At 70.3% G+C, this 26,115-nt stretch carries 25 protein-coding genes and 2 pseudogenes; 5 read left to right on the top strand and 22 right to left on the bottom strand.

Annotated elements, in window-relative coordinates:
* Positions 1–5: 5 nt before the first annotated feature.
* From ACFU5K_RS13320 to ACFU5K_RS13300, 5 genes are read right to left on the bottom strand one after another with little or no spacing between them, the layout of a single operon-like run.
* A complete protein-coding gene (locus ACFU5K_RS13320; protein ID WP_384060125.1) occupies positions 6–818 on the bottom strand; it encodes a DUF1295 domain-containing protein in 813 nt (270 codons plus the stop codon).
* Positions 815–2,206 (bottom strand): class I SAM-dependent methyltransferase, encoded by a 1,392-nt coding sequence (locus ACFU5K_RS13315; protein ID WP_384060123.1) that lies wholly within the window; start codon positions 2,204–2,206, stop codon positions 815–817. The genes ACFU5K_RS13320 and ACFU5K_RS13315 overlap by 4 nt, the downstream gene beginning before the upstream one ends.
* Positions 2,203–3,465 (bottom strand): class I SAM-dependent methyltransferase, encoded by a 1,263-nt coding sequence (locus tag ACFU5K_RS13310; RefSeq protein WP_384060185.1) that lies wholly within the window; start codon positions 3,463–3,465, stop codon positions 2,203–2,205. The genes ACFU5K_RS13315 and ACFU5K_RS13310 overlap by 4 nt, the downstream gene beginning before the upstream one ends.
* A 50-nt stretch (positions 3,466–3,515) precedes the next feature.
* Complete coding sequence (locus ACFU5K_RS13305) at positions 3,516–4,244, bottom strand: DUF1365 domain-containing protein (RefSeq protein ID WP_384060120.1); 729 nt, start codon at positions 4,242–4,244, stop codon at positions 3,516–3,518.
* Positions 4,238–5,509: an NAD(P)/FAD-dependent oxidoreductase gene (locus ACFU5K_RS13300; protein WP_384060118.1), complete on the bottom strand. Its 1,272-nt coding sequence runs from the start codon at positions 5,507–5,509 to the stop codon at positions 4,238–4,240. Before ACFU5K_RS13300 ends, ACFU5K_RS13305 begins: the two co-directional genes overlap by 7 nt.
* A gap of 158 nt (positions 5,510–5,667) precedes the next feature.
* Between ACFU5K_RS13300 and ACFU5K_RS13295 the strand changes: the two genes are divergently transcribed.
* The 4 genes and pseudogenes from ACFU5K_RS13295 (at position 5,668) to ACFU5K_RS13280 (ending at position 8,923) form a co-directional block, all read left to right on the top strand.
* Entirely contained in the window at positions 5,668–7,296 is a 1,629-nt protein-coding gene (locus ACFU5K_RS13295; RefSeq protein WP_384060116.1) for a molybdopterin-dependent oxidoreductase, read from the top strand.
* Positions 7,297–7,367: 71 nt separating this feature from the next.
* A complete protein-coding gene (locus ACFU5K_RS13290; RefSeq protein ID WP_384060113.1) occupies positions 7,368–8,006 on the top strand; it encodes a fasciclin domain-containing protein in 639 nt (212 codons plus the stop codon).
* A gap of 157 nt (positions 8,007–8,163) precedes the next feature.
* A pseudogene (locus tag ACFU5K_RS13285) lies at positions 8,164–8,394 on the top strand (ADP-ribosylglycohydrolase family protein); the annotation flags it as partial.
* Between the two features lie 88 nt (positions 8,395–8,482).
* On the top strand, positions 8,483–8,923 hold the full coding sequence (locus tag ACFU5K_RS13280) for an SPW repeat protein (protein ID WP_384060111.1): 441 nt from the start codon (positions 8,483–8,485) through the stop codon (positions 8,921–8,923).
* A gap of 66 nt (positions 8,924–8,989) precedes the next feature.
* Here ACFU5K_RS13280 and ACFU5K_RS13275 read toward each other — a convergent pair whose 3' ends face one another.
* The 12 genes from ACFU5K_RS13275 to ACFU5K_RS13220 form a co-directional block, all read right to left on the bottom strand.
* On the bottom strand, positions 8,990–11,818 hold the full coding sequence (locus ACFU5K_RS13275) for a DEAD/DEAH box helicase (protein WP_384060108.1): 2,829 nt from the start codon (positions 11,816–11,818) through the stop codon (positions 8,990–8,992).
* A 49-nt stretch (positions 11,819–11,867) separates the two neighbouring features.
* Entirely contained in the window at positions 11,868–12,758 is an 891-nt protein-coding gene (locus ACFU5K_RS13270; protein ID WP_384060105.1) for a diacylglycerol kinase, read from the bottom strand.
* 18 nt (positions 12,759–12,776) lie between these two features.
* Positions 12,777–13,742 carry a twin-arginine translocase subunit TatC gene (tatC, locus tag ACFU5K_RS13265; RefSeq protein ID WP_384060103.1) on the bottom strand — a complete coding sequence of 322 codons (966 nt, stop codon included), beginning with the start codon at positions 13,740–13,742 and terminating at the stop codon, positions 12,777–12,779.
* A gap of 49 nt (positions 13,743–13,791) precedes the next feature.
* Positions 13,792–14,082: a Sec-independent protein translocase subunit TatA gene (gene tatA / locus ACFU5K_RS13260; protein WP_384060101.1), complete on the bottom strand. Its 291-nt coding sequence runs from the start codon at positions 14,080–14,082 to the stop codon at positions 13,792–13,794.
* 215 nt (positions 14,083–14,297) lie between these two features.
* Positions 14,298–14,495 carry a hypothetical protein gene (locus ACFU5K_RS13255; RefSeq protein WP_384060098.1) on the bottom strand — a complete coding sequence of 66 codons (198 nt, stop codon included), beginning with the start codon at positions 14,493–14,495 and terminating at the stop codon, positions 14,298–14,300.
* Positions 14,496–14,542: 47 nt separating this feature from the next.
* The gene (locus tag ACFU5K_RS13250; RefSeq protein WP_384060095.1) at positions 14,543–14,818 is read right to left on the bottom strand and encodes a hypothetical protein; all 276 of its coding nucleotides are present in this window, start codon (positions 14,816–14,818) and stop codon (positions 14,543–14,545) included.
* Positions 14,819–14,855: 37 nt separating this feature from the next.
* Complete coding sequence (locus tag ACFU5K_RS13245) at positions 14,856–15,812, bottom strand: helix-turn-helix transcriptional regulator (RefSeq protein WP_384060093.1); 957 nt, start codon at positions 15,810–15,812, stop codon at positions 14,856–14,858.
* A gap of 13 nt (positions 15,813–15,825) precedes the next feature.
* On the bottom strand, positions 15,826–16,779 hold the full coding sequence (locus ACFU5K_RS13240; protein WP_384060090.1) for a helix-turn-helix transcriptional regulator: 954 nt from the start codon (positions 16,777–16,779) through the stop codon (positions 15,826–15,828).
* A gap of 115 nt (positions 16,780–16,894) precedes the next feature.
* Positions 16,895–17,266: an FKBP-type peptidyl-prolyl cis-trans isomerase gene (locus tag ACFU5K_RS13235; protein WP_384060088.1), complete on the bottom strand. Its 372-nt coding sequence runs from the start codon at positions 17,264–17,266 to the stop codon at positions 16,895–16,897.
* A gap of 43 nt (positions 17,267–17,309) precedes the next feature.
* Positions 17,310–18,245, bottom strand: a complete 936-nt coding sequence (locus ACFU5K_RS13230; RefSeq protein WP_384060086.1) for an FKBP-type peptidyl-prolyl cis-trans isomerase — start codon at positions 18,243–18,245, stop codon at positions 17,310–17,312.
* Between the two features lie 155 nt (positions 18,246–18,400).
* Positions 18,401–19,762, bottom strand: coding sequence for a Pup--protein ligase (gene pafA, locus ACFU5K_RS13225; protein WP_327120317.1), 1,362 nt, complete (start codon positions 19,760–19,762; stop codon positions 18,401–18,403).
* 9 nt (positions 19,763–19,771) lie between these two features.
* Positions 19,772–21,031, bottom strand: a complete 1,260-nt coding sequence (locus ACFU5K_RS13220; protein WP_384060083.1) for an MFS transporter — start codon at positions 21,029–21,031, stop codon at positions 19,772–19,774.
* 130 nt (positions 21,032–21,161) lie between these two features.
* On the opposite strand from ACFU5K_RS13220, the gene ACFU5K_RS13215 reads away from it, so the two are divergent.
* Positions 21,162–22,190 carry a LacI family DNA-binding transcriptional regulator gene (locus ACFU5K_RS13215; RefSeq protein WP_384060081.1) on the top strand — a complete coding sequence of 343 codons (1,029 nt, stop codon included), beginning with the start codon at positions 21,162–21,164 and terminating at the stop codon, positions 22,188–22,190.
* Positions 22,191–22,242: 52 nt separating this feature from the next.
* Here ACFU5K_RS13215 and prcA read toward each other — a convergent pair whose 3' ends face one another.
* The 5 genes and pseudogenes from prcA to dop form a co-directional block, all read right to left on the bottom strand.
* Positions 22,243–23,079, bottom strand: coding sequence for a proteasome subunit alpha (prcA, locus tag ACFU5K_RS13210; protein WP_384060078.1), 837 nt, complete (start codon positions 23,077–23,079; stop codon positions 22,243–22,245).
* 56 nt (positions 23,080–23,135) lie between these two features.
* Positions 23,136–23,981 carry a proteasome subunit beta gene (prcB, locus tag ACFU5K_RS13205; protein WP_384060076.1) on the bottom strand — a complete coding sequence of 282 codons (846 nt, stop codon included), beginning with the start codon at positions 23,979–23,981 and terminating at the stop codon, positions 23,136–23,138.
* Positions 23,933–24,112, bottom strand: a pseudogene (locus ACFU5K_RS13200) (endonuclease domain-containing protein); the annotation flags it as partial. The pseudogene ACFU5K_RS13200 and the gene prcB, both read right to left, overlap by 49 nt.
* 115 nt (positions 24,113–24,227) lie before the next feature.
* Complete coding sequence (locus ACFU5K_RS13195; RefSeq protein WP_384060074.1) at positions 24,228–24,446, bottom strand: ubiquitin-like protein Pup; 219 nt, start codon at positions 24,444–24,446, stop codon at positions 24,228–24,230.
* Between the two features lie 120 nt (positions 24,447–24,566).
* Complete coding sequence (gene dop / locus ACFU5K_RS13190; RefSeq protein ID WP_384060072.1) at positions 24,567–26,078, bottom strand: depupylase/deamidase Dop; 1,512 nt, start codon at positions 26,076–26,078, stop codon at positions 24,567–24,569.
* Positions 26,079–26,115: the final 37 nt, after the last annotated feature.

Genomic DNA, 26,115 nt, shown 5'->3' with positions numbered 1-26,115 from the left:
TCGTTTCAGCCCCGGCGGGGCGTGCCGGGCGGCAGGGGGAAGAAGCCGCTGGTGCGGGCGACGTACTCCGCGTACCCGGGCCGCCCCTCCATGTGCCGCTCCAGCAGGGCCTTTCCGCTGCCCTTCGTGAGCAGGAGGCTCATCACCACGGGCGAGACCAGTGTGGTGGCCGCCACCGCGGGGTCGGCGCAGACGACGAGGAAGAGCCCCCACCAGACGCAGAAGTCACCGAAGTAGTTCGGGTGGCGCGTCCAGGACCACAGTCCCCGGTCCATGATCCGGCCCTTGTTCGCCGGATCGCGCTTGAACCGGGCCAGCTGGGCATCGCCCACCGACTCGAAGCCCAGTCCCAGGGCCCACAACGCCGCACCGGCCCAGGCCCATCCGTCCAGCGGGCCTGCCAGGTAGTAACCGGCCTGCACCGGCAGGGAGATGAGCCAGACCAGCGCGCCCTGGAGCAGATACACCTTGCGCAGGGCGTACAGATCGGGATGGCCCGGCGCCTTGGCCAGCATGGCCGCGTAGCGCGGGTCCTCGCCGTGGCCGCGGCCCCGCCGGCCGATGTGCGCGGCCAGCCGTACACCCCAGACGACGGTGAGCACGGTGACCAGGAGCCGGCGCCCGTGGTCCCCTTCGCCGGCCGACACGGCGTACGAGACGAGGGCGACGGCCGCGAAGCCGAGGCCCCACGCCACGTCGACGATGCGGTGCAGACGCTTTCGCAGGGCTATCAGGAAGGTCCCGAGCATGACGGCGAGGGCGGCACCCGCCGCCGCTGCCAGGTTCGTGGCGAAGGCCGACCAGGCGAAGCCGTTCACCGGCCGGCTCCGGTGCGCTGCCCGGCGATGACCGGTTCGGCCGGGACGTCACCGCTGTGCTCGGCCGCGCCGAGCCCGGCGTACCAGCCGTGCCGGGTGGGGGACATGTCCGCCGCTCCCTCCGCGTCGGGCCGCACGGACAGGATCTGGTCGACACCCATGCGCCGTTCCTCGAAGGCCAGGGCGCCGCCCACCAGGTAGAGCCGCCACACCCGTGCGGTCTCCTCACCGACGAGTGCCACGAACTCTGGCCAGCGTTCCTCCAGGGTCCGGTGCCAGGCCTCGACGGTCAGGACGTAGTGCTCGCGCATCGACTCCACGTCACGGACCTCCAGACCCGCCCCTTCGAGGAGTCCGACCGTCTCACCGAGCGGGCGCATGTGCATGTCCGGCGCGATGTACGACTCGATGAAGGCCCCGCCGCCGGGTGCCGTGGAGCCGCGGGACATCTGCTGGACCAGCGCGCGTCCCTGCGGGCGCAGGACCGAGTGCAGCAGCGCGGTGAAGGCCGGGTACTCGGCGTCCCCGACGTGCTCCCCCATCTCGACGGTCGACACGGCGTCGTACCCGCCCCGGAAGCCGGGCAGGCCTGCGACGTCGCGGTAGTCGCAGCAGTGCACCTCGACGAGGTCCTCCAGTCCGCGTTCCACCACCTGTCCGCGCACGTACGCCGCCTGCTCCTTCGCCAGGGTGACGGCGGTGACGCGGACCCCGTGCCGGGCGGCGGCGTGGAGCGTCAGGGAGCCCCAGCCGCAACCGATGTCCAGGAGGCGCGCGCCGGGCCGCAGCCCGAGCTTGCGGCAGATCAGCTCCAGCTTGTCGCGCTGGGCGTCGGCCGGCCCGTAGTCCGGTCCCGTGCCGGTCCAGTAGCCGCAGGAGTACGCCATCGTCTCGTCCAGCAGCAAGGAGTAGAAGGCATTCGACAGGTCGTAGTGATGGCTGATGGCGGCCCGGTCGCGGGCCTTGCTGTGCAGCGCCCCGCTCAGCCCGGCCCTGGCCGCCGGGACGGGCGGGCGCGGGCCGATCGCGCCGAGGCGCAGGGCGGTCCCGGCCGCCCGCAGGCGGTCGGCGACGCCGGGGCGGGGCAGTTCCAGGCCCTGCTGCCGGGACGCGCGGCGCATGGCGCGCAGTCCGTCCGCGAGGTTGTCGGCGATGTCGATGTCACCGGTGATGTAGGCCTCGGCGAGACCGAGTTCGCCCGGCTGCCACAGGAGCCGGCGCAGCGCGCGCCGGGAGCGGACGTGCACCGTGGGGGCGTCCTGGGGACCGGTCTCGCTGCCGTCCCACATCCTGATCCTGACCGGCGGCGGGCCGCCGAGGAACTGTTCGACGACCGGGGCGATCCGCTGCGCCGCTCCGGTCCTCAGGGTGTCGGCAAAGGTGTTCACGCGGTGTCCTCACGGGTCAGGAGAATCTGCTGCACATCGAGGTAGCCGGACCGGAATCCGGCTTCCGAGTAGGCGAGGTAGAAGATCCACATACGGCGGAAGGTCGCGTCGAAGCCGAGCGCGTCCACCTGGGCGGCCCGCTCCTCGAAGCGTTCCCGCCAGAGCCTCAGGGTCTCGGCGTAATGCATGCCGTAGGTACTGCGCTGCCGCGTCCGCAGGCCGGTGTGAGCGGTGGTGACGCGCTCTACGGCCTCGGTGGAGGGGAGCAGGCCGCCCGGGAAGATGTACTTCTGGATCCAGGTGTAGGTGCTGCGGCTGGCGAGCATCCGGTCGTCCGGCATGGTGATGGCCTGCAGTGCGATCCGGCCGCCGGGGGCGAGGCAGCGCTCCAGAGTCCGGAAGTACACCGGCCAGAACTCCTCGCCGACGGCCTCGATCATCTCGACGCTGACGACGGCGTCGTAGGTGCCGGTGACGTCCCGGTAGTCGCAGAGGCGCACGTCGATCCGGTCCTCGTGACCGGCCGCGCGGATCCGGCCCCTGGCAAGTTCCTGCTGTTCCCGGGAGAGCGTGAGGGTGGTGACGCGGGCCCCGCGTCCGGCCGCCCGGAGGGCGAGTTCGCCCCAGCCCGTGCCGATCTCCAGAAGCTCGGTGCCCTCGCCCACTCCGGCCATGTCGAGCAGCAGGTCGATCTTGCGGTGCTGGGCTGCGGGCAGCAGGTCGTGTTCGGCCGGGAACCCCCGGAAGACGGCCGACGAGTACGTCAGGGTGTCGTCGAGGAAGAGGGCGAAGAGGTCGTTCGACAGGTCGTAGTGGTGGCTGATGTTGTCGCGTGAGCCCTGCGGGGTGTTGGCCTGCGCGGTGGGCTGCCGCAGCGCCCACAGTTTCCGCAGCCTCTGCAGAGGCGCGGGCACGAGTTCGGCCGCGTGCCCGGCGAGGACGGTCAGGACCCCGACGAGGTCGGGCGAGTCCCATTCACCGGCCATGTACGACTCGCCGAAGCCGATGAGCCCGCCGGCGCCGATCCGCCGGAAGAAGGCGTCGGGCCTGCGGATCTCCATGAGCGGTCCGCCGAGGCCGATGCTGTCGCGGCCGGCGAGTCGCACACGCAGCGGGAGCCCGGAGAGGGAACGCCGTACGAGCCGTTCGGCCACGGCGGTTCTCATCCCCGAGGCCCTCGGCTGGGCGGCGACGTCCGGCCATCGGTCCGCGTCCACACCCGCGAAGGGAATCGTGGCGGACCGGCTCTGGGCCGGAATGGTGCCGCTGCGGGCGGGAGCGGCGGGCGGGTTGGGAGAGGTGGGCACCTTCACTGCATGCCTTCCTGGGTGCGATGACGGGGACGAGGCTGCACGGGCAGCCGGCGCAGGAACAGCCGGACACCGTGCAGGCGGATGGCAGCGGATACGACCACGGTGGAGAAGGGGTGGCGAAGGAACAGCCGGAGCAGCTGGCCGGGCGTCCCGGGGCGCCGGGTGCCGCGTACGGTCGCCGTGAACGGGCGGGCTTGCTCACGCTCCAGGTGGACCGTCAGGTTCAGCCGCCGGTCCGGTTCGGGCAGCCGCATGCGGTAGGCGCCGTCCACCGGGAAGAACGGCGACACGTAGAAGTCCTTGCCGGTCACCGCCCGGCCGTCCGGGTCCGCCCGCAGCAGGTAGCAGTGGCGTTCGCCGTAGGTGTTGTGGACCTCGGCGACCACGCAGAGCGGGCTGCCGTCGGGGCGGTGGCACCAGTAGACGGTCAGGGGGTTGAAGACGTGGCCGAACACCCTTGCCTGGGTGAGCATGGTGACGCTGCCGCCGGCGAGGTCGATGCCACGTGCCGTGAGGAAGCGTTCGAGTCCGGCCCGGACGGTGGGCGCCGTGCCGCCGAAGTGGTCGCGCGCGTCGAAGCGGGCCAGCGGGCGCAGCACGGCCGGCAGGCGCGGCGGGCGGTCCGGGTCGATGAGCCACAGGTAGGTGCGGTGCCGCAGGGCGTACCTGCGGGGGGCGGTCCGCACATGCGTGATCGTGCACGGATAGAGGGCGCCGCTCACCATGTCACCCCCAGCGCGGCGGCGGCCTCGACCCCGGAACGGCAGCCGTCCTCGTGGAACCCCCAGCCGTGGTAGGCCCCCGCGTAGGCGGTGACGGGACCGGAGAGCGCGGGCAGCCGGGCCTGCGCGGCGACCGACTCCGGGGTGAAGACGGGGTGTTCATACACCATGCGGGCCCGTACGAGGTCCGGGTCGACCCGGTCGGCGCCGTTCAGGGTGACGACGAAGCGCTCGGGCGCGTCCAGGCGCTGGAGCCGGTTCATGTCGTAGCTGACGGTGACCCGGTCGGCGTCGGCGGCGCAGGAGGGCATGAGGTAGTTCCACGAGGCCGCCGCCCCCCGGCTGTGCGGCAGCAGCGTGGTGTCGGTGTGCAGCAGCGTGGGGTTGTGGGAGTAGCGGAACGCGCCGAGCGTCTCCCGCTCCGCGTCGGTGGGGTCGGCGAGGAGCCGGAGCGCCTGGTCGGGGTGCGTGGCGACGACCACCGCGTCGTAGTCCTCCGTGGTGCCGTCCTCGGTGACGATCTCGACGCCGTCACTGTGCCGGCGGATCGCCCTGACCGGGGTGGACGTCCGCACGGAGTGCACCTGCTTGGCGATGCGGTCGACGTACTCGCGTGATCCGCCCGTGACCGTCCGCCAGACCGGCGAGTCGCCGATCGAGAGCATCCCGTGGTGCTCCAGGAACCGGAAGAGGTAGCGGGCCGGGTAACTCATCGCGGTCACCGGGTCGCAGGACCAGACCGCGGAGACCACGGGGGTGAGGAAGTGCGCGCAGAAGTAGGGGGAGAACCGGCCGCGTGCCGCGAACTCCCCGAGAGTCATGACCCCCGTATCTTCGGGCATGGCGAGCAACGCCCGCGCCGCCCGGTGGAATCGCGGCACCTCGGTCAGCATCCGCAGGTACGGACCCCGGAACAGCGCCCCCGGCCGGGCGAGGAGCCCGGCCGGGCCCCGGGCGCCCGCGTACTGAAGTCCGCATCCCTCGCAGCGCACGGACATGCTCATCTCCGACTCCTGTGTGGCCACCTGGAGTTCGTCGAAGAGCCGGAGGAGGTTCGGATACGTCCGCCGGTTGTGCACGATGAACCCCGAGTCGACACGGTGTGTCCGGCCGTCGGACGAGGTCAGGTCGTGGGTGTGCGCGTGCCCGCCGACGCGTGCGTCCGCCTCGACGAGTGTCACGTCGTGGGCCTTCCCCAGGACGTGGGCGGCGGTGAGTCCCGCCACCCCGCTGCCCACCACGGCTGTGCGCCGCCGCTCCCCTGTCATTCGGGTTCCTTCCGGTGTCACATGGCTGGCCGGAGCCCTGCTGGAGTGCCCCTCAGAGGTCATTCGAGGCAGCGGGCGCCACGGATTGGCCGATGATCAGACTTCCTTCGATCGGGTGAACGACCAATCCGCCGGGCGATCGGCGCCGAACTCCCGGTGTGAGAACAGACCGATACGTTTCGCAGAAGCAAGGGGCCCCCGGGTTCCGGCGATCCCGCTGGGCACGCGCCGCGTTCGCCGCGCTCAGCGGTCTGATCGCCGGGTTCACCGCCCTGTGCGTCGCCGAACTGGTCGCGGCTGCCGTCCGTCCCGAAGCGGGTCCGGTCACGGCCGTGGGAGGTGCGGTCATCGACCGCACCCCACCGGCCGTCAAGGACTTCGCGGTTCGGAACTTCGGAACCGACGACAAACTGGTGCTGCAGCTCGGCATCCTCGTACTCCTGGCGCTGTTCGCCATGGCGGTGGGGATCCTCTCGCTGCGGCACCGGCGGACCGGCGCTGCGGCCGTACTGGTCTTCGGTGTGGTCGGGGCAGTGTCCGCGGCCGGGCGGCCCGAGGGCCGCACGGGCGACGTACTGCCTTCGGTCGTGGGCGCCCTGGTGGCCGCGGGAGTGCTGTATCTCCTGACCGGACGGCTTGCCCCCGTCGACGCCCCGTCTCCCGCGGCTGGGGAGACGGACGCCGACGGGCAGGGCGCCTTCGACCGCCGCGGGTTCGTCATCGCGGCGGCCGCAGCAGCGGCGGCCTCGGCCGGCGCCGGGCTCCTGGGGCGGCAGCTCCAGGCGTCCGAGCTGGCCGGGGTCTCCGCCTCGCGGGGCGACATCGTGCTGCCCGCGGCGGGGTCCCCCGCCCGGGCGATACCCGGCGGGGCGGATCTGGGCATCCGGGGTCTGAGTTCGTTCACCACGCCGAACAAGGACTTCTACCGGGTGGACACCGCTCTGGTGGTCCCGCGCGTCGACGCCGACCGGTGGCGGCTGCGGATCCACGGCAAGGGGGTGACACGGCCGGTCACCCTCGGCTTCCAGGACCTGCTGGGACGCGAGCTGATCGAGCGCGACATCACGCTGACCTGTGTGTCCAACCAGGTGGGCGGCCCCTACATGGGCACGGCCCGGTGGATCGGCGTGCGACTGGCCGACCTGCTGCGCGAGGCGGGGGTGAAGCCGCCGTCCAAGGGCGGTACGGCTGACCAGCTCGTGGCCCGCTCCGTGGACGGGATGACGATCGGCTCCCCGGTCGAGGACGTCATGGACGGCCGCGACGCTCTGCTCGCGGTGGGGATGAACGGTGAACCACTGCCGTTCGACCACGGCTTCCCGGTCCGGATGGTCGTCCCAGGCCTGTACGGCTACGTCTCGGCGTGCAAGTGGCTCCAGGACATCGAGCTCACGACGTTCGACGCGTACGACGCCTACTGGGTCAAGCGCGACTGGTCCCGCGAGGCGCCGATCAAGACCCAGTCACGCATCGACACCCCGCGCCCCTTCGCAGCTCCGCGAGCGGGGACGGTGCCCGTCGCCGGTGTCGCCTGGGCCCAGCACCGGGGCATCGCCAGGGTCGAGGTCCGGGTCGACGGCGGCGAGTGGCACACCGCACGGCTGGCCGAGGAGGCGGGCCGTGACACCTGGCGCCAGTGGGTGTGGGAGTGGCCTGCCACGACCGGCCACCACACCCTCGAGGTCCGCGCGACGGACCGCACCGGCGTCACGCAGACCGACAAGCGGGTCGGCACCGTACCGAACGGTGCGACCGGGTGGCACTCGGTGGTGGTCGACGTGACCTGACCACCGGCTCCCCCACAGAACCTCACTTTCCTTTTCCCTCTGTCGAACAAACATTCATCCAGGAGAACTCCATGAACACCCGTCACCTTCGCCGCATCGCCGTCACCGTCTCCGCCGCGGCCCTGCTGCCGCTCGCGCTGACCGCGTGCTCCGGCGACTCCGACACCTCCGCGTCCGACTCCGGTGCGGACAAGGCCGCGTCGAGCGCGCCGGCCAAGGAAACCAAGCCCATGGACGAGCCGTTCGGCCCGGGCTGTGCGACGGTTCCGAAGGAAGGCGCGGGCTCGTTCGCGGGCATGGCCCAGGACCCGGTCGCCACGGCCGCGTCGAACAACCCGGCGCTGTCCACCCTGGTCGCGGCGGTCAAGCAGGCCGGCCTCGTCGACACCCTGAACAGCGCCGAGAACATCACGGTGTTCGCCCCGACCAACGACGCCTTCGCCAAGATCCCGAAGGCCGACCTGGACAAGCTGCTCGCTGACAAGGCCCAGCTCACCAAGGTGCTCACCGCGCACGTCGTCGGCGAGAAGCTGACACCGATGCAGCTGGAGAAGGGCTCCTTCGACACCCTGGCCAAGACCAAGCTGACGACGTCGGGTTCGGGCACCTCCTACACGGTGAACGACTCCTCCAAGGTCGTCTGCGGCAACGTCCCGACCGCCAACGCCACGGTCTACATCGTCGACACCGTCCTGATGCCGGCGAGCTGACCTCACGGCCCGTCACCAGGGTCTTTCGTGCGGGGCACGCGAGCCCAGCGTGATCCGAACGAGAGGCCCCAGGCTGACGGCATGACACCGACGAGCCCCGAGGACCGCGCTCTCCGACCCCACGGCCGGAGCGGCACGGACCGCGGGGCTCGTGCCGCTGAGCGCAGCCGTGGACGTGGGCCGGGGCACCGACACCGTTGCGGCGGTCACGGGCGGACCGGCCGGTGCGGTCTACGGGATCGAGGCCGTCCCGGAGCGCTGGACGCGCCCCCTCGTCGTGCCGCTGCCCGGATACGGGAGCCGGGTGCTGCGGGCCGTGGACCTGATGTCACTGGCCGGGCGGCTCGACGTAATCGCAGGAATTGGTCACCAGAAAAACTGCATATAAGGGACATGTAAGAGCACACTGGTCAGGAGAGCACAGGACCGCCTCCCTGACTGCGGTCGCTCCGGCAAGTTCGAAGGAGACCATCCTCATGAGTAACCTCTCACACACCGGACGGGACATCTCCGGGCATCCCGATGCCGAGGAGATGCGGGCCCGCCACGACCGGGTGATGGGCAGCGGACGCACCACGGCCATGGCCGACGCACCGGTGTTCCTGCTCGGTCTGTACTGCGCCGTCTCCCCGTGGGTTCTCCACTTCACGGCGAGTCAGCCCTCCCTGGTGACCCACAACCTCGTCATCGGCATCGCGATAGCCGTGCTGGCGCTCTGCTTCACCGCCATGCCCGAGCGGATGACGGGCATGAGCCTCGCCATCAGCGCCCTGGGTGTCTGGCTCATCGTGTCGACCTGGGTCGTCGGTTCCGGCCCGGACCTGGGCGTGATCCTGAACAACGTCATCGTCGGCGGCCTGGCGATCGTGCTGGGGGCGGTCTGTGCGGCAGCCGCGGTCAAGAACAAGAAGACCTGAGGGGGTACGCGCACGAGTGGCCACAGGTGATCCGCCTGCGGCCACTCCTCTACTCCCGCGTACGTCTCAGCCCACCGAGCTGTACGCCACCACTCCCCGCAACACCGCGTCGACGGCCTTGTGGGCGTTCCTGGCCACCGAACTCCCGTCCCGGGGCGCGGCGGCCGCGATCTGACCGAGTACGTCGATGACCTGCTTGCACCACCGCACGAAGTCGCCGGCGGGCATCTCGGCCTCGCGGAGCACCTCGTCCAGCGTCCGGCCGGAGGCCCACATGTAGACCGCCCAGGCGAAGCCGAGGTCCGGCTCGCGCTGGCCGACCCCTTCCGTCTGGCTGATCTTGAAGTCCTCCTCCAGCGCGTCGAGCCGGCCCCAGATGCGGACCATCTCGCCCATCGCCACCCTCGCGGGACCCGACGGCAGCTTGGGCGCCACGGCGTCGTCCGCCTGACGCGCCTCGAAGACCAGCGCCGAGACGCATGCCGCGAGTTCGGCGGGGTTCAGCCCCTCCCAGACACCCTCACGCAGACATTCGCTGGCCAGCAGGTCGAGTTCGCCGTAGAGCCTGGCCAGCCGCCGGCCGTTGTCGGTGACCTCGTTGCCCCGCAGATAGTCCAGCTCGGTGAGGAGCGCGACGATGCGGTCGAACGTGCGGGCGATGGTGTTCGTCCGGCCCTCGATGCGGTTCTCCAGCTGCCGGGTGTCGCGCTGCAGCCGATGGTAGCGCTCGGCCCAGCGGGCGTGGTCCTCGCGCTCGTCGCAGCCGTGGCAGGGGTGGGCCCGCAGCTCCGTGCGCAGCCGGGCGATCTCGCGGTCGTCGGCGGCCGCCGCCCGCTGCTTGCGGTGCCGGCCCGGGTCGATGTGCCCTGCCTTGCTCCGCAGCGCGGAGGCGAGGTCGCGGCGGGACTGCGGGGAGCGGGGGTTGAACGACTTGGGCACCCGCATCCGCTCCAGTGCCTCGACCGGAACCGGGAAGTCGATCTGTGCCAGCCGCTTGACCTGACGCTCGGCGGTCAGGACCAGAGGACGCGGGCCCTCGTTGAACTCGGCCCCGCGATGGCCGTTGGCCCGCCCTGCGGGAATCCCGGGGTCGAGGACCAGCGCGAGCCCGGCGAACTTGCCGGTGGGCACGTGGATGACGTCGCCCGGCTTCAGCTTCTCCAGGGACGACGACGCCGCCGCACGGCGCTGGGCCGCACCCTGCTTGGCGAGGTCCGTCTCCCGGTCCTTGAGGTCGCGGCGCAGCCGGGCGTATTCCTCGAAGTCCCCGAGGTGGCAGGTCATGCCCTCCTGGTAGCCCGCGAGTCCCTCCTCGTTGCGCTGGACCTGCCGGGAGATCCCGACGACGGACCGGTCCGCCTGGAACTGCGCGAAGGACGTCTCGAGCAGCTCGCGCGAGCGGTGCCGCCCGAACTGCTGCACCAGATTCACGGCCATGTTGTACGAGGGCCGGAAGCTGGAGCGCAGCGGATACGTGCGCGTGCCCGCGAGGCCGGCGAGTGCGCCGGGGTCCATGCCCCGCTGCCACAGGACGACCGCGTGACCCTCGACGTCGATGCCGCGGCGCCCGGCGCGCCCGGTCAGCTGGGTGTACTCGCCCGGAGTGATGTCGGCGTGCTGTTCGCCGTTCCACTTGACGAGCTTCTCGAGCACCACCGAGCGGGCCGGCATGTTGATGCCGAGTGCCAGGGTCTCGGTGGCGAAGACGGCCTTGACCAGACCGCGGACGAACAGCTCCTCCACGACCTCCTTGAAGGTGGGCAGCATGCCCGCGTGGTGAGCGGCGATGCCGCGCTCCAGGCCTTCGAGCCACTCGTAGTAACCGAGGACGTGGAGGTCCTCGGGGGGAATGGACGCTGTCCGCTCCTCGACGATCTCGCGCACCGTGCGGCGCTTGTCCTCGTCGTTCAGCCGCAGTCCGGCCTGCAGACACTGCTGCACGGCGGCCTCGCAGCCGGCCCTGCTGAAGATGAAGGTGATGGCGGGCAGCAGCCCCTCGGCGTCGAGCCGGTCGATGACCTCGGCCCTGGACGGGGTCCAGATCCGGCTGCGCTGTCGGCGCTCCCTCTCGCGGTCCGCCTCGCGCACCATCTTCCCGCGCCGGCGGTCGCGCGGGTTGTATCCGCGCTGGTTCTCCATCCGGGCGAGCCGGACGAGGTCCGGACTGACCTCGCGCCGCCCAGTGCCCCGGCCGCCGTGGTCGCTCTCCTCCTCGAAGAGGTCGTACATCCTGCGTCCGGCCATGACGTGCTGCCACAGCGGCACGGGACGGTGCTCCGAGACGATCACCTGGGTATCGCCCCGCACGGTGTCCAGCCAGTCGCCGAACTCCTCGGCGTTGGACACGGTCGCCGACAGCGAGACCAGGGTGACTGATTCCGGCAGATGGATGATCACTTCCTCCCACACGGCACCGCGGAAGCGGTCGGAGAGGTAGTGCACCTCGTCCATGACCACATAGCCGAGGCCGGCGAGGGACTGCGATCCCGCGTACAGCATGTTGCGCAGGACCTCGGTGGTCATGACCACCACGGGCGCGTCCGCGTTCACGCTGTTGTCGCCGGTCAGCAGACCGACCTTGTCCGCGCCGTAGCGCCGCGCGAGGTCGGCGAACTTCTGGTTGGACAGCGCCTTGATGGGTGTGGTGTAGAAGCACTTGCGGCCCTGCAGCAGGGCGAGGTGGACGGCGAACTCGCCGACGATGGTCTTGCCCGACCCGGTGGGGGCCGCGACCAGCACCCCCTTGCCCGCCTCCAGGGCCTGGCACGCCTCGATCTGGAACGGGTCCAGGCCGAATTCGTACATGTCGCGGAAGGGCCCGAGGGCCGTCGCCTGCTCGGCGGCACGCACCCGGGAAGCCTGGTATCGCTCAGCTGGTGAGAGGTCCTCTGTCATCTTGATACGAGCCTACCCGCCAGGTATGACAGTCAGCCCGATCTTTAATTCACGCTGCGAGGACCCTGACCGCGCGGGGTACGCAGGTGGCGGTCAGCGGCAGCGCGCCCATCGGCTCACCGTCCGCGTAGGCCGTGACGCCGGCGGCCACCAGCTCGATCGAGGACACCCGGTGCACGGTGACCACCGGGTGCCCCAGGTGCGTCCCCCGGTACACCTTCGGGAACACCTTGAGCAGTGTGGTGCGGCTGCAGTCGCCGACCACGGTCACGTCGAAGAGCCCGTCGTCCATGACCGCGTCGGCGCAGATCCGCATGCCGCCGCCGTACGTGGTCCCGTTCCCCACCGCGATCAGGGTCGCCTCGATCTCGGTCACCGGACCGCCGTCCAGCCTGAGGCGGTACGGGATCGGCTTGAAGGCCGCCAGCTCGACGAGGATCGCCAGGTCGTACTTGAACCGTCCGCCGGCCCAGCGCATCCGATTGCCCCGGTCGTTCACCCGGGAGTCGAAGCCGGAGGCCAGCACGGTGCCGAACCAGCGCTCCCCGACCCGGCCGAGGTCGATCTCGCGCACCGACCCCGCTTTGAGCGCCTCGGCGGCCAGGCGTCCTGCCGCGGCCGGGTCCCTGATCGGGAGCCCCAGGGCGCGGGCGAAGTCGTTGCCGGTGCCGACGGCCACGGCTCCGAGCGGTGTCGAAGTGCCGGCGACAGCCTGGAGGGCGAGGGACATCATGCCGTCCCCGCCCACGGCTATCAGTGCGCCGGTGCCGCCCGCCACGGCCTCCCGCGCCCGGCGCAGGGCGTCGCCCGCGTCCTCGCCGAGCACGGTGCGGACGGAGAAGCCGGCGTCCCGCAACGCGGAAGCGGCCGGCTGCGCGGCACGCGCGCCCCGGCCGCTTCCCGCGGTGGGATTGACGAAGAGGGTGATCTCGCTGGTCACCTGCGGGACCCTACAAGGTCAGGTGATGTCGTCGTAACCGTTGAGCCGGTGGGACCGGCCGCCGTCCGGGTCGCCGCTCGCCTGCTCGGGCAGTGCGGCGCGCGGGGTGGAGACGCCTTCGACCGCGCCAACGGGTTCCGGTGTGAGGTCGAGCCGCGACGCCTCGTCGTCGTCGAGCTCGGCGTCGGGGTTCGCCCGCCGCTTGCGCTTGTCGTTGAGCAGGGAGATGCCGACCGCGATGAAGTACAGCACCGCGAGCGGGCCCGCGAGCAGCAGCATGGAGATGGGCTCGCCGCCCGGAGTCGCGATGGCCGCGAAAGCGGTGAGCCCGACGATCATGCCGCGCCACCAGCGCAGCATCCGGGCACCTGACAGGACCCCGGTCATGTTGAGGAGGATCAGCAGCAGCGGCAGCTCGAAGGCAAGCCCGAACACGATCACCATGCGGGTGATCAGGTCGAGGAAGTCGTCGAGGGGCAGCAGGTTCTTCACGTTGTCCGGCGTGAAACCGAGCATGATCTGCGCGGTCTGCGGCAGGATCGTGTACGCCAGGTAGGCGCCGGCCAGGAAGAGCGGGACCCCGGCGGCCACGAAGCCCATCGAGTAGCGCTTCTCCTGCTTGTGCAGGCCGGGGGCGACGAATGCCCACAGCTGGTACAGCCAGACGGGAGTGGCCACCAGGACGCCCGCCGTCAGGGATACCTTCAGCGCGATGGTGAAGGGGGACAGCAGACCGTTGGTGGTCATCTCCGCGCAGGGCCGGCCGTTGACCATGGTCAGGGCGCCGTCCCTGCAGCCGACCGAGTCCAGGATCGGCTTCATCAGGAACTCGAAGATTTCCTTCTGGAAGAACGCCGCGGCGATCACGGCGATCACGATCGCCAGGACCGACTTCAGCAGCCGGTTGCGCAGCTCACGCAGGTGATCGAGGAGGGGCATCCGCCCCTCGTCGTCCTTCTCCTGCTTGCGGGCAGACTTGAGCAACCCACTTCCCTCGTCTCGTACGGCAGCTGCCGGTCGTGCGGATCAGCTGTCAGCTCTGGGTGGTGGGCTTGGCCTCGCCCACGGGGCGGGAGCTGGCGACGTCTCCCGGAGCGGCCTGGATCGTGCGCGCGGTGGCCGCGGGCGGGGCGGTATCGGCGACGGTCTCCGTGGTGGGCGCCGCGGGTTCGTCGTCCTTCTTCATGGCCTTGGCCTCGCTCTTGAGGATGCGGGCCGACTTGCCGAGCGAACGCGCCATGTCGGGAAGCTTCTTGGCACCGAAGAGCAGCAGGATGACAGCGATGATCAGAACGATCTCGAGGGGCTTCAGATTCGCGATCATGTGCGACTTCCTTCTCGGCTAAGGCGTCTGGAGGGTGGGCTCGCTACCCGTTCGCCCGGACATACGTCCGACTTGCGCGCTGGAAGCGATCGTAACCCGCAGGGGTAAACGCGGGGCAATGCCTGTGCATACTCCCGATTGCGGCCCACACCTCCTTGCCTGGGCCGCTCATGCAGCGTACCCCCCGAACCGGTGAATCCGGAGGCCGCGACCGGTCAGCGCAGGGCCTCGCCCGTGTCGGCGAGGGTGGTGGCCGCTCGTTCGAGATCCTCTGCCGCTCGGTTGATCCGCCGGGTGGTCGCGGCGACCTGCTTCCCGAGCCGCTGTGCCTCGACGAAGACCTTGACGGCCAGCACGCCGAGAACGGCCAGGCCGAGGAATCCCAGAGTGATGGCGAGCATGGGCCAGAACATGGACGGAGCCTCGATGTGTCGGTGTGCCGCCGGGCGGCCTGTGGGGGTTACCGCAGGGCGGTGTGGAGGCGCAGCGTCCGTACTCCGCCGCCGCTGAGGAGCTCGATGATGCGCTCCCCGGCCGGCTTGCGGACCGCGGAGCCGCACTCGGGACAGGTGAAGGAGTAGAAGGTCGTACGGCGGCTGGCCCCTATCGCCAGCCGCAGTGCGCCCGCAGAGAGTTCGAAGCGCTCGCGGCAGTCCGGGCAGGCGGCCCGGAACAGTACGGCGGCGGACACCGCGACCGTCGCCGGCCCGGTCCGCGTGCCGGATATCGCAGTCATGTGACCTCTGTCTCCTCGGTGCACCGGTGCCCTCCGCTCAGATCGCGTCGTCGTAGCCGGCCAATGCCTCACGCGCCGCCAGCCGGGCGCTCTCGGCCAGGTCCTGCGGGGCGGTGATACGCCCTTCCCCGCCCAGCCGCAGGGCCAGCCTGCGCAGCGAGGCCGGATCGGGGGTGCGCAGAGTGATCCGCAGCCCGCCGTCGGGCAGTTCCTCCGCGCTGTCGTGCGGGTAGTACTCGGCGACCCACCGGCCCCCGGGCCCGACCTCGACGACGACTTCGGGGTCCTCGGCGGCCGGCTGGACGAGCCCTTCGGACAGGTCGCGCAGCTCCAGCTCCGGCGGAGCGGAGGGTGCGTCCAGCAGCCGGATCTCCGCGACCCGGTCGAGGCGGAAGGTCCGGCGCGCCTCGGTGAGCCGGCACCAGCCCTCCATATAGGTGTGGCCGACGGCGAACAGCCGGATCGGGTCCACCTCGCGCTCGGTCAGCTCGTCGCGGGCCGGCGAGTAGTAGCGCAGCCAGAGCCGGCGCCGCTCGGAGATCGCCCGGTCCACGTCGGCGAAGACACCGCCCTCGGACTCGAAGGTCACCGAGAGCCGGGAACTGGCGGCCCCCACCTCGCCGGCCGCGGTCTCCAGCTTCGCGGTCGCGCGCACGAGTGCCTTGCGATCGCTCTCGCGCAGGCCCGGGAGCGTGGCCACGGCACGGGCCGCGACGAGCAGCGCGGTGGCCTCGTCAGCGGCGAGCCGCAGCGGCTCGGCGACGTCGTCGGGGTTGTGCCACCAGATCCGGTCGCCGTCGGTGTCGATGTCGAGCAGGTCCCCGCCGCGGAAGCTGGTCCCGCACATGGGCAGTACGTCGAGGTCGGAGATCAGCTCGTCCTCGGTGATGCCGAAGGCCCGGGCCACGTCCTGGACGTGCGCGCCGGGTCGCTCCCGCAGGTAGGTGACCAGGGAGAGCATCCGCCGGGTCTGGTCGATCGCGTTGGTCGCCATGTGTACGGGCCCCTCAGTCCTTGGCCACGGCGCGCAGCCGGTCCATCACGTCGGCCCGCAGGTCGGCGGGCTCGCCGACGATCACGTCGGGACCGAACTCGACGAGCCAGGCGTCCAGGCCGTGTCCGTACGGAATCTCCAACTCGTCCCAGCCATCGCCGAGTTCCCGCACCGATATGGCGCGGGAGCGCAGCGGGTAACCAGCGCCGGTACGCAGACGGATGCGCGCGGTCCTGGTGGCGGTCTCGCCGGCCCAGCTCTCGACGGTCTCCCTGACGGTCACGGCGTCGGGAACAGGAGCGGTGAACGCCCCGGCCCGGGAGCGGACCCGGCCCGAGATGCGGGACAGCCTGAAGACGCGCTCCGCCCCCCTGTCACGGTCCCAGCCCGCCAGGTACCAGTGGCCACGCCAGCACTCCAGCGTCCAGGGCTCGACCTGGCGCTGCTCGGGCCGGGCGGCGTTCCCCTTGCGGTAGTCGAAGGTCACCGGGCGGCGGTCCCGGCAGGCGAGCATCAGGGGCTCGAAAGCTGCCTCGTGGACCGGGATACGGGGTTCGAGGGCGCTGTGCACCTCGTAGTCGTCCTCGGCCTCCGGCATGCCGGCCGCACGCAGCTTCTGCAGGGCGCCGCTGGCGGCCCCGGCGAGGCGGGCCTGCTGCCAGACCTTGGCAGCGAGCCCGAGGGCGGCGGCCTCCTCGGCGTCCAGGGTGATGGGGGGCAGCCGGTTGCTGTCGCGGCGGGCGAGGTAGCCGATGTCGCCGTCCAGGTTCTCCACGGTCTCGATGACCAGGCCGAGTTCGCGCAGATCGTCCTTGTCGCGCTCGAACATCCGGTTGAAGGAGTCGTCGGAGCCAGCTTCCAGGTAGGCCTCGATGGACCCGCGGAGCTCACGCTTGCTGAGCGGACGCCGGGTACCCAGCAGACACAGTGCCAGGTTCATCAGCCGTTCGGCCTTGGCAATCGCCATCGACGCCCTTTCTCGACGTGCTCTCCGACCGTCGACCGTACCGCTCCGGGGTGTCCGGACCAAAGCGAGGGCCCGCGCCTTGCGGCGCGGGCCCTGGCTCCTGTATCGGGACGTATCAGACCGCGACGAGGTCGCAGACGAAGATCAGCGTCTCGCCCGGGGCGATCGCGCCGCCCGCACCGCGGTCGCCGTAGGCGAGGTGCGCCGGGATGGTCAGCTGGCGGCGGCCGCCGACCTTCATGCCCTGGACACCCTGGTCCCAGCCCGCGATGACCTGGCCGGCACCGAGCTGGAACCTGAGCGGCGTGCCGCGGTTCCAGGAGGCGTCGAACTCCTCGCCGGTGGAGAAGGCCACGCCGACGTAGTGCACGGAGACGGTCTGGCCCTTCTCGGCCACCGGTCCGTCGCCCTCCCAGATGTCCTTGATCTCCAGGTCGGCCGGCGGCTCGCCACCCGGGAAGTCGATCTCGGGCTTCTCGATGCTCACTGAACTGCTCCTCTTACCGATGAACTGGTCAACCGGGACAGTCTTACATCTTTGCCAGAAGATCCACGGCGAAGACGAGCGTGGAGTTGGCGGGGACGGCCTGCTGCGCCTTGTTGCCGAAGGCCTGGTCCGGCGGGATGACGAGCAGGACGCGGCTGCCGATCTTCTTGCCGATCAGGCCGTTCTTCAGACCCTTGAGGGTGACCTGCGCCAGCGGGAACGTCTGGGTCTTGCCCGCCTCGTAGGTGTTGTCGAAGGGCTTGCTGCCCTTCCAGAGCAGACCGACGTAGTTCACGACGACGCTGTCGGTGTCCTTGATGACCTCGCCGTCGGACTCGAGGACGTAGTTGGAGACCAGCTTCTTCGGCGGGTCGCTCTTGGGGATCGTGACCGTCGGGGCCTTGCCGTCGGTCTTGGTACCGACCTTGGGCAGGTCGGTGTTGTCCTGGGCGACCGCGGTGCCCTTGGCAGAGGCGGGGATCTGCGTCGCCTTCACGATGTCCACGACGAAGACGAGCGTGGCGTTGGGCTTGATGTCGCCCTGGCCCTGCGCCCCGTAACCGAGGTCCGGCGGGATGACCAGCTCGACACGGCTGCCGACCTTCTGGCCGACGAGCCCCTTGTCCCAGCCCTGGATGACCATGCCCGCACCGAGCGTCAGGTCGAAGGGCTGCTTGCGGTCGAAGCTGTTGTCGAACGGCTTGGTGGAGTCCCACGCCTGGCCGAGATAGTTGACCTGGATCGCGTCGCCGTTCTTGAGCTTCGCGCCGTCACCCTCACTGATGACGTCGGTCTTCAGTTCCTTGGGGGGATCACCCTCACCCTTCGCCAGGGTGGGCTTCTCGCCGAACTTGGCTCCCGCCGTGATCGCGGGAACACCCTTCTCGGTCGAGGCGGAGTCGGAGGCCTTGTCGTCGCCGCATGCCGCTGTGGAAAGCAGCAGAAGGGGGACGACGAGAAGGCCGGCAAGTCGGCGCACTGGTTCCTCAGATCTCAGACGGCACGTGAGTGGTCCCCGACACTCTAAGCGCTGTCATGCAATCCCCGGCGGGACAAGTCCTCAGGCCGGGCGAAGGGCCCCGTACGAGGAACGTACGGGGCCCGGTCACATACGAGGCGGGAGTTCTCCGTCGGTCACATGCCCGCGATCAGCTTTTCCACCCGCTCGTCGACGGAACGGAACGGGTCCTTGCACAGCACGGTGCGCTGCGCCTGGTCGTTGAGCTTGAGGTGGACCCAGTCGACGGTGAAATCCCGGCGCTGTTCCTGGGCCCGCCGGATGAAGTCACCGCGCAGGCGCGCCCTGGTGGTCTGCGGGGGCACCGATTTGCCCTCGAAGATCTTCATGTCGTTGCAGATACGGGCGGCCTGCCCCTTCCGCTCCAGGAGGTAGTAGAGCCCGCGGCGGCGGTGGATGTCGTGGTAGGCGAGGTCTATCTGAGCGACCCTCGGATTCGACATGGTCATGTTGTGCTTGGCCCGGTACCGCTCGATGAGCTTGTACTTCATGACCCAGTCGATCTCGGTGCCGATCCGGTCGAGGTCCTCGGCCTCGATGGCGTCCAGCGTGCGGCCCCACAGTTCGAGGACCTGGTCGACGTTGCCGGTGCGGATGCCACGGCGCTCGACGAAGTCGACGGCCTTCTCGTAGTACTCGCGCTGGACCTCGATGGCCGATGCCTCCCGGCCGCTGGCCAGGCGCACCTTGCGCTGACCCGTGATGTCGTGGCTGACCTCCCGGATGGCCCGGATCGGGTTCTCCAGGGTCAGGTCACGCATCACGGTGCCCGCCTCGATCATGCGGAGCACGAGGTCGGTCGCGCCGACCTTGAGGAGCATGGTCGTCTCGGACATGTTGGAGTCGCCGACGATGACGTGGAGGCGGCGGTACCGCTCGGCGTCGGCGTGCGGTTCGTCCCGGGTGTTGATGATGGGACGGGACCGGGTCGTCGCGGAACTGACGCCCTCCCAGATGTGCTCCGCCCGCTGGCTCACGCAGTAGACGGCCCCGCGCGGCGTCTGCAGCACCTTGCCGGCTCCGCAGATCAGCTGCCGGGTGACGAGGAACGGAATGAGGATGTCCGCGAGCCGGGAGAATTCTCCGTGACGGGCGACGAGGTAGTTCTCGTGGCACCCGTAGGAGTTTCCAGCCGAGTCGGTGTTGTTCTTGAAGAGATAGACGTCGCCCGCGATTCCCTCCTCGTGCAGGCGGCGTTCGGCGTCGACGAGCAGGCCTTCGAGAATGCGTTCGCCTGCCTTGTCGTGCGTGACGAGTTCCGTCACGTTGTCGCATTCGGGAGTTGCGTATTCCGGATGCGATCCCACGTCGAGGTACAGGCGGGCGCCGTTCCGCAGGAAGACATTGCTGCTGCGGCCCCATGACACGACACGGCGGAAGAGGTAGCGCGCCACTTCGTCAGGTGACAGTCGGCGCTGTCCCCTGAACGTGCACGTGACGCCGTACTCGTTCTCCAGCCCGAAAATGCGGCGGTCCATGACTGAACATTACGCCTTATGGCCTGAGCTGAAACCGGGTTCGGCCGCACCGTTTCGATCATTTTCCGAATCGGCCACAACAGCGGGCGTACGGCCGGGAGCTGCGAGGACCCTTCCGGTGGCCAGCAGGACCAGCAGCGCCGCCACTCCACCGGCCCCCGCGACGGCGAAACTCGACGCCGTGCCGCCGAGCTCGACGGCCGGGCCGGCCACCGCCGTTCCGGCCGCCGCGCCCACTCCGAAGGTCGTCACGAGCCAGGAGAACGCCTCGGTCACCGTGCCCTGCGGCGCGTGGCGGTCCACGACGAGGAAAGAGCAGGCGATCGCCGGGGCCAGGAAGACCCCCGCCAGCGCGGAAAGGGCGGTCATGGCCGGCACGCCCGGAGTGAGCGTCAGCGGCAGGTAGCACAGGGCCAGAAGAGCGACGATGCCGCGCAGCCGCCGTTCGGGTGTCCCGGCCCACTGCCGCGCCCCGTACGCCACTCCGCCGATCAGCGCACCGAGCCCCAGAGCGGCCATCAGCCAGCCGTACACGGACTCCCTGCCGTGGTCGTCGGCGTAGGCCACACCCGCCACCGTGATCGAGCCGAGCGCGAGGCCGACGAAGAAGAAGGCGCCGAGCAGGGCCAGCAGTCCCGGCGAGCGCAGCGCGCCCAGCCAGTGCGCCTCCCGGGGCGCCGAACGCCAGGCTCTGGAGGGCTCGGAGAGGATCACGGAGAGCGCCCCGAGGACCCCGATCGCGTTGATGACCAGCAGCGCGGCGGCCGGCGACCAGAGCGAGACCAGGACCGTCACCAGGAGTGGCCCCACGGTGAACATGACCTCCTGCGCCACCGCGTCCATGGCGTAAGCCCGGTGCACCCGGTCCTCGCCGCCGAGCACCGTCGGCCACAGGGCACGGAGACCGCCCTCCAGCGGCGGCGTGAAGACGCCGGCCACGACCACGGCCGCGTACGCCACGGGGAGCGAGCCGAGTCCGACAAGGGCCAGCGCGGCCATGCCGAGGGCGGAGAGGACCGCTGCGGGCAACTGCACGCGCGGCTGGCCGTGCAGGTCCACGGCCCGGCCCAGCAGCGGCTGCCCCACGGCTGTGGCGAGGCCGTACGCCGCGGCGAGAGCGCCGGCCTGTGTGTAGCTGCCGCCCTCCGCCCGGGTGAACAGGACGATCGCGATGTGGGCGGTGCCGTTCGGCAGCCTGCCCACCAGCGTGCCCGCCAGGAGCCGGGCGGCGTGCCGCGCCCGGAGGATGTCCAGATATCCCGCGGCCATGTCCGCCCCTCTCCCCCGCCGGGCTCCGCGCCCTCGGGGTTTTACGTATAACGTCAGCGTTCATACGTACCATGTGCACAGTCCGCGAGTCCATCCCAGGGCGCGCGGCCGGCACAGCACGGAGGCACGAGTGAGCAGCGCGCAGCGGCCCGCCCCACCCCGGCCCACCAGCCGTGACGTGGCCCGGGCCGCGGGTGTCTCCCAGGCGACCGTCTCGCTGGTGCTGGGCGACAAGTGGCACGGTCGGGTGTCGGCGGCGACGGCCGACCGGGTGCGCGACAGCGCCCGGGAGCTGGGTTACCGGCCCAATCTGGCCGCCCGCAGTCTCAGGCTGGGCCGCACCCGCACCGCTCTGCTCGTCGTGCCCGCCCTCACCAACGAGTTCTTCGCCCGGGTCCACACCGGCGCCGCGGCAGTCGCGGCCGAGCACGACTTCGGCGTCGTCCTGTACCCGTCGCCGGACGGCACCGGGCCCGCCCGGGACCCGTTCGCCTCGGCCAGCGCGTCCCTCGACGGCGTGATCGCCTCGTCGATGGCAGCCGGCGCGCTCGGAGCGCTGAGGACCGCGGGCCTGCCGCTCGTGATGCTGGACAGCGATCCCGATGACCGCGGTGCGGCGGCCCGCGTGAACCTCGACATAGCGGACGGCATGCGTCAGGTGACGGACCACCTGCTGGGGCTCGGCCACCGCCGTATCGTCCATCTGGCGTCCGCCGTGGACACCTGGACATTCGTGGTGCGCGCCCGGGCACTGGACGAAGCGGTACGGGAGGTCCCGGGGACCACCCTGCGCACCGTCACCGCTCCGCTGGACGTGAGGGCCGGGCGCGAGGCCACCGAGGCCGTCCTGACGTCCCCCGGGCCGCTACCGACGGCCATCGTCTGCGACGACGACATCCTGGCCGCCGGCGCCTGCAAGGCGGTCCGCCGACAGGGGCTGCGGGTCCCCGGCGACATCTCGGTGACGGGCTTCGACGACCTTGCACTCGCCACCGCGGTCGAACCGGAGCTCACCACCGTGCGCCTGCCCGCCGAACGGGTGGGGCGCCGCGGCATGTCGGCCCTGCTGGCCGTCCTGGACGGCCTGCCCGCGGACGACGGCGACCTCCCGGTCCGCCTGATGGTGCGCGGCTCCACCGCTCCCCCGCCCTCCGCATGACGGTGCCCCAGGACGCGCGTCACGTCCTGGGGCACCGCAGGGCCTTACGAGGTCACTCCTTCGCGGACCCGCCCGTGCCCTCGGAAGGACCGTCGGTGTCCGTGACGGGGGTGTCGGTCCCGGCGGCCGGAGCCGCGGGGCCCTCCGGTTCCTCCGTGTCGGACGGGGCGTCCGTCGGGGTGGCCGCACCGTCGGCGCCGAGGAGCCTGGCGAGCTGCCGGCCGACGATGCGCTTGAACTTGCGCTGCTGCGGCCTCGTGCGGTCCAGGACCGCGACTTCGAGCCGCTCGGCGGGGATCTCCCGCTCGTTGCCGTTGGCCTCCCGGGACAGCGCCTGCACGGCCAGCTTGAGCGCCTCCGCGAGCGACATCCCGTCACGGTGGCGCTGGTCCAGGAAGCTGCTGATCTGTTCCGCGTTCCCGCCGACCGCGACCGAGCCGTGCTCGTCCACGATCGAGCCGTCGTGCGGCAGCCGGTAGATCTGGTCGCCCTCGGGCCCCGCGCCGACCTCCGCGACCACGAGCTCCACCTCGTACGGCTTCTCGGCCGCGCTGGAGAAGATGGTGCCGAGCGTCTGCGCGTACACGTTGGCCAGCCCACGGGCCGTCACGTCGTCGCGGTCGTAGGTGTAGCCGCGCAGGTCCGCGTAGCGCACACCGCCGATCCGGAGGTTCTCGTACTCGTTGTACTTGCCGGCTGCGGCGAAGCCGATCCGGTCGTAGATCTCGCTGAACTTGTGCAGCGCGCGGGACGGGTTCTCGCCGACGAACACAATGCCGTCGGCGAACTGCAGCACAACCAGGCTGCGACCACGGGCGATGCCCTTCCGGGCGTATTCCGCCCGGTCGGCCATGGCCTGCTGAGGTGAGACATAGAACGGCGTCGACACCGGCTATCCGTCCCTTTCTGTCAGTGACGAGTGCATCGGAGGAGCATCAGGACCGGTCAGAGCAGCGCGGCACGCGGGCCGTCGGGCTGTTCGAGCCGGCGCTCCAGGATCGCGCGCGCGATCTCCGAGGATTCCGTGTCGCCCAGCTTGCGGAAGCCCTCATCCGTGATGACGGTGACGATCGGGTAGATCCGGCGCGCGACGTCGGGGCCTCCGGTCGCCGAGTCGTCGTCGGCCGCGTCGTACAGCGCCTGCACGACCAGGGTGAGCGTCTGCTCCTCCGTCAGGTCGTCGCGGTACAGCTTCTTCATCGAGCCCCGGGCGAAGACGGAGCCGGACCCGGTGGCCGCGTACCCGTGCTCCTCCGAACGCCCGCCGGTGACGTCGTACGAGAAGATCCGGCCCTTCTCGCGGTCGACGTCGTACCCCGCGAACAGCGGGACGACCGCGAGGCCCTGCATGGCCATCGCCAGGTTGCTGCGGATCATCGTGGAGAGCCGGTTGGCCTTGCCCTCGAGGGAGAGCGTGGCGCCCTCGACCTTCTCGAAGTGCTCCAGCTCCAGCTGGAACAGCTTGACCATCTCCACGGCGAGACCCGCCGTGCCGGCGATACCCACCGCCGAGTACTCGTCGGCCGGGAACACCTTCTCGATGTCGCGCTGGGCGATCATGTTCCCCATGGTCGCCCGCCGGTCACCGGCGAGCACGACGCCGCCGGGGAAGCTGGCCGCGACGATCGTGGTGCCGTGCGGCGCCTCGATGACCCCCTTCATGGGCGGCAGCTGCCGGTTACCCGGAAGCATCCCGGGCGACTGGTCGGACAGGAAGTCCATGAACGAGGACGATCCCGGCGTCAGGAAGGCAGCTGGTAGACGCCCGGTGCTACGAGTGTTGGCTTCCACGCGTTTCCCTCCAGGTATGCGGTGGCCCTGCGCAAGGAGTCAGGATCATCCCCCGACTTGCCGATGGCCGGATTGCAGGTGCGGCACGGTACGCCACGGACCCTACCCGCCCCGTGGCGGTGATCAACATGATCCTGGATGCGGAAGCGGTTCCGTGGGGTGCCCGTGCGCGCGAGGGCACCCCACGGAAAGCTCCGGCCGGCGGCGCGAGTCCGCCGATGATCGTCCGGACGGGATCTCCGGCTGTTACTCGCCACCCTTTTGAACAAATGACCTCACGAAGTCCTCGGCATTGGACTCGAGTACGTCGTCGATCTCGTCCAGGACGTCGTCCACGTCGTCGCTGAGCTTCTCCTGGCGCTCCGCGAGGTCCTCGGAGGCCTGCGCTTCCTGCGCCTGTTCCTCGGTCTCCTCGTTGGTGCGCGTCGCCTTCTGCTGTCCGCCGCCGGTGTCCTTGGTCGCCATCTAGCTCACCCCGCTCGGTTCGAAGCACTTGATCAGACCCTACCTACGGGGTCCGACATTGGCCCGGTACTTTCCTCAACGTCCGGAGGTCATCTGATTGATTCCCAGCCGGAGCGCCTTTCAGCCCCCCGTGAGCGTCCGGACCAGCTCTTCCGCCGTGCGGCAGCGGTCCAGGAGCCCCTCGACATGAGCACGTGTACCGCGCAACGGTTCCATCGTGGGCACCCGCTGCAGCGAGTCACGGTCGGGCAGGTCGAAAATGACCGAGTCCCAGGAGGCCGCGGCCACGTCGTCGGCGTACTGCTCCAGGCACCGGCCCCGGAAATAGGCCCTGGTGTCCTCCGGAGGCTTCGTACGGGCCCGCTCGACGTCGCTCTCGTCGAGCAGCCGCTTGATCTTGCCGCGCGCCGCCAGGCGGTTGTACAGGCCCTTGTCGGCCCGTACGTCGGCATACTGGAGGTCCACCAGGTGCAGGCGCGGGGCGTCCCAGTCCAGGCTGTCACGGCGCCGGTAACCCTCCATGAGCTCCCGCTTGGCGATCCAGTCCAGCTCGCCGGACAGGCTCATCGGATCGTTCTCCAGGCGGTTCAGGGTGTCCTCCCAGCGGGCCAGGACGTCCTTGGTCTGCTCGTCGGCGTCCGCCCCGTAGCGCTCCTCGACGTATTTGCGGCCCAGCTCGAAGTACTCCATCTGGAGCTGCACAGCGGTGAGCGTCCGGCCGCTGCGGAGCGTGACCAACTGCTTCAGTGCGGGGTCGTGCGAGACCTGGTGCAGGGTGCGGACCGGCTGGTCGACCGCCAGGTCGACGTTGATGAAACCGTCCTCGATCATGGCCAGGACCAGTGAGGTGGTACCGAGCTTCAGGTACGTCGAGATCTCGGAGAGGTTGGCGTCACCGATGATCACGTGCAGCCTGCGGTACTTCTCGGCGTCCGAGTGCGGTTCGTCGCGGGTGTTGATGATCGGGCGCTTGAGCGTGGTCTCGAGGCCGACCTCGACCTCGAAGTAGTCCGCTCGCTGGCTGATCTGGAAGCCGTGCTCATGGCCGTCCTGGCCGATGCCGACGCGCCCCGCGCCGGTGACGACCTGGCGGGAGACGAAGAACGGCGTCAGGTGGCGCACGATGTCCGAGAACGGGGTCTCCCGCTTCATCAGGTAGTTCTCGTGCGTGCCGTAGGACGCGCCCTTGTTGTCGGTGTTGTTCTTGTAGAGATGGATCGGCTGGGCCCCGGGGATCGCGGCGGCGCGCTCCGCCGCCTCCGCCATCACCCGCTCGCCGGCCTTGTCCCAGAGCACCGCGTCCAGCGGGTTGGTGATCTCGGGTGAGCTGTATTCGGGGTGCGCGTGGTCGACGTACAGCCGCGCACCGTTGGTGAGGATGACATTGGCCAGACCGATGTCCTCGTCGGTGAGCTGGCTGGAGTCGGCGGTCTCGCGGGCGAGGTCGAAGCCTCGCGCGTCGCGCAGCGGATTCTCCTCCTCGAAATCCCAGCGGGCGCGGCGCGCCCGGTGCATCGCCGCCGCGTAGGCGTTGACGATCTGGGACGAGGTGAGCATGGCATTGGCGTTGGGTTGGCCGGGAACGGAGATCCCGTACTCCGTCTCGATGCCCATCACTCGCCGTACGGTCATGCGGCCCTCCTTGCCCGGCGGCGCCCCCTGCGGGAGC

Source organism: Streptomyces sp. NPDC057428 (assembly GCF_042803195.1).
GTDB lineage: Bacteria > Actinomycetota > Actinomycetes > Streptomycetales > Streptomycetaceae > Streptomyces.
Note: the sequence above shows the minus strand (reverse complement) of the source record. Positions and strands in the feature narration are given on the sequence as shown.

What these genes read in the sequence shown, in the direction of transcription:
- ACFU5K_RS13300 (WP_384060118.1), bottom strand. Translation starts at nt 5,509, where the DNA reads ATGACAGGGGAGCGGCGGCGCACAGCCGTGGTGGGCAGCGGGGTGGCG.
- ACFU5K_RS13275 (WP_384060108.1), bottom strand. Translation starts at nt 11,818, where the DNA reads ATGACAGAGGACCTCTCACCAGCTGAGCGATACCAGGCTTCCCGGGTG.
- ACFU5K_RS13255 (WP_384060098.1), bottom strand. Translation starts at nt 14,495, where the DNA reads ATGTTCTGGCCCATGCTCGCCATCACTCTGGGATTCCTCGGCCTGGCC.
- ACFU5K_RS13305 (WP_384060120.1), bottom strand. Translation starts at nt 4,244, where the DNA reads ATGGTGAGCGGCGCCCTCTATCCGTGCACGATCACGCATGTGCGGACC.
- ACFU5K_RS13280 (WP_384060111.1), top strand. Translation starts at nt 8,483, where the DNA reads ATGAGTAACCTCTCACACACCGGACGGGACATCTCCGGGCATCCCGAT.
- ACFU5K_RS13250 (WP_384060095.1), bottom strand. Translation starts at nt 14,818, where the DNA reads ATGACTGCGATATCCGGCACGCGGACCGGGCCGGCGACGGTCGCGGTG.
- ACFU5K_RS13290 (WP_384060113.1), top strand. Translation starts at nt 7,368, where the DNA reads ATGAACACCCGTCACCTTCGCCGCATCGCCGTCACCGTCTCCGCCGCG.
- pafA (WP_327120317.1), bottom strand. Translation starts at nt 19,762, where the DNA reads ATGGACCGCCGCATTTTCGGGCTGGAGAACGAGTACGGCGTCACGTGC.
- ACFU5K_RS13220 (WP_384060083.1), bottom strand. Translation starts at nt 21,031, where the DNA reads ATGGCCGCGGGATATCTGGACATCCTCCGGGCGCGGCACGCCGCCCGG.
- tatA (WP_384060101.1), bottom strand. Translation starts at nt 14,082, where the DNA reads ATGATCGCGAATCTGAAGCCCCTCGAGATCGTTCTGATCATCGCTGTC.
- ACFU5K_RS13195 (WP_384060074.1), bottom strand. Translation starts at nt 24,446, where the DNA reads ATGGCGACCAAGGACACCGGCGGCGGACAGCAGAAGGCGACGCGCACC.
- dop (WP_384060072.1), bottom strand. Translation starts at nt 26,078, where the DNA reads ATGACCGTACGGCGAGTGATGGGCATCGAGACGGAGTACGGGATCTCC.
- ACFU5K_RS13240 (WP_384060090.1), bottom strand. Translation starts at nt 16,779, where the DNA reads ATGGCGATTGCCAAGGCCGAACGGCTGATGAACCTGGCACTGTGTCTG.
- ACFU5K_RS13245 (WP_384060093.1), bottom strand. Translation starts at nt 15,812, where the DNA reads ATGGCGACCAACGCGATCGACCAGACCCGGCGGATGCTCTCCCTGGTC.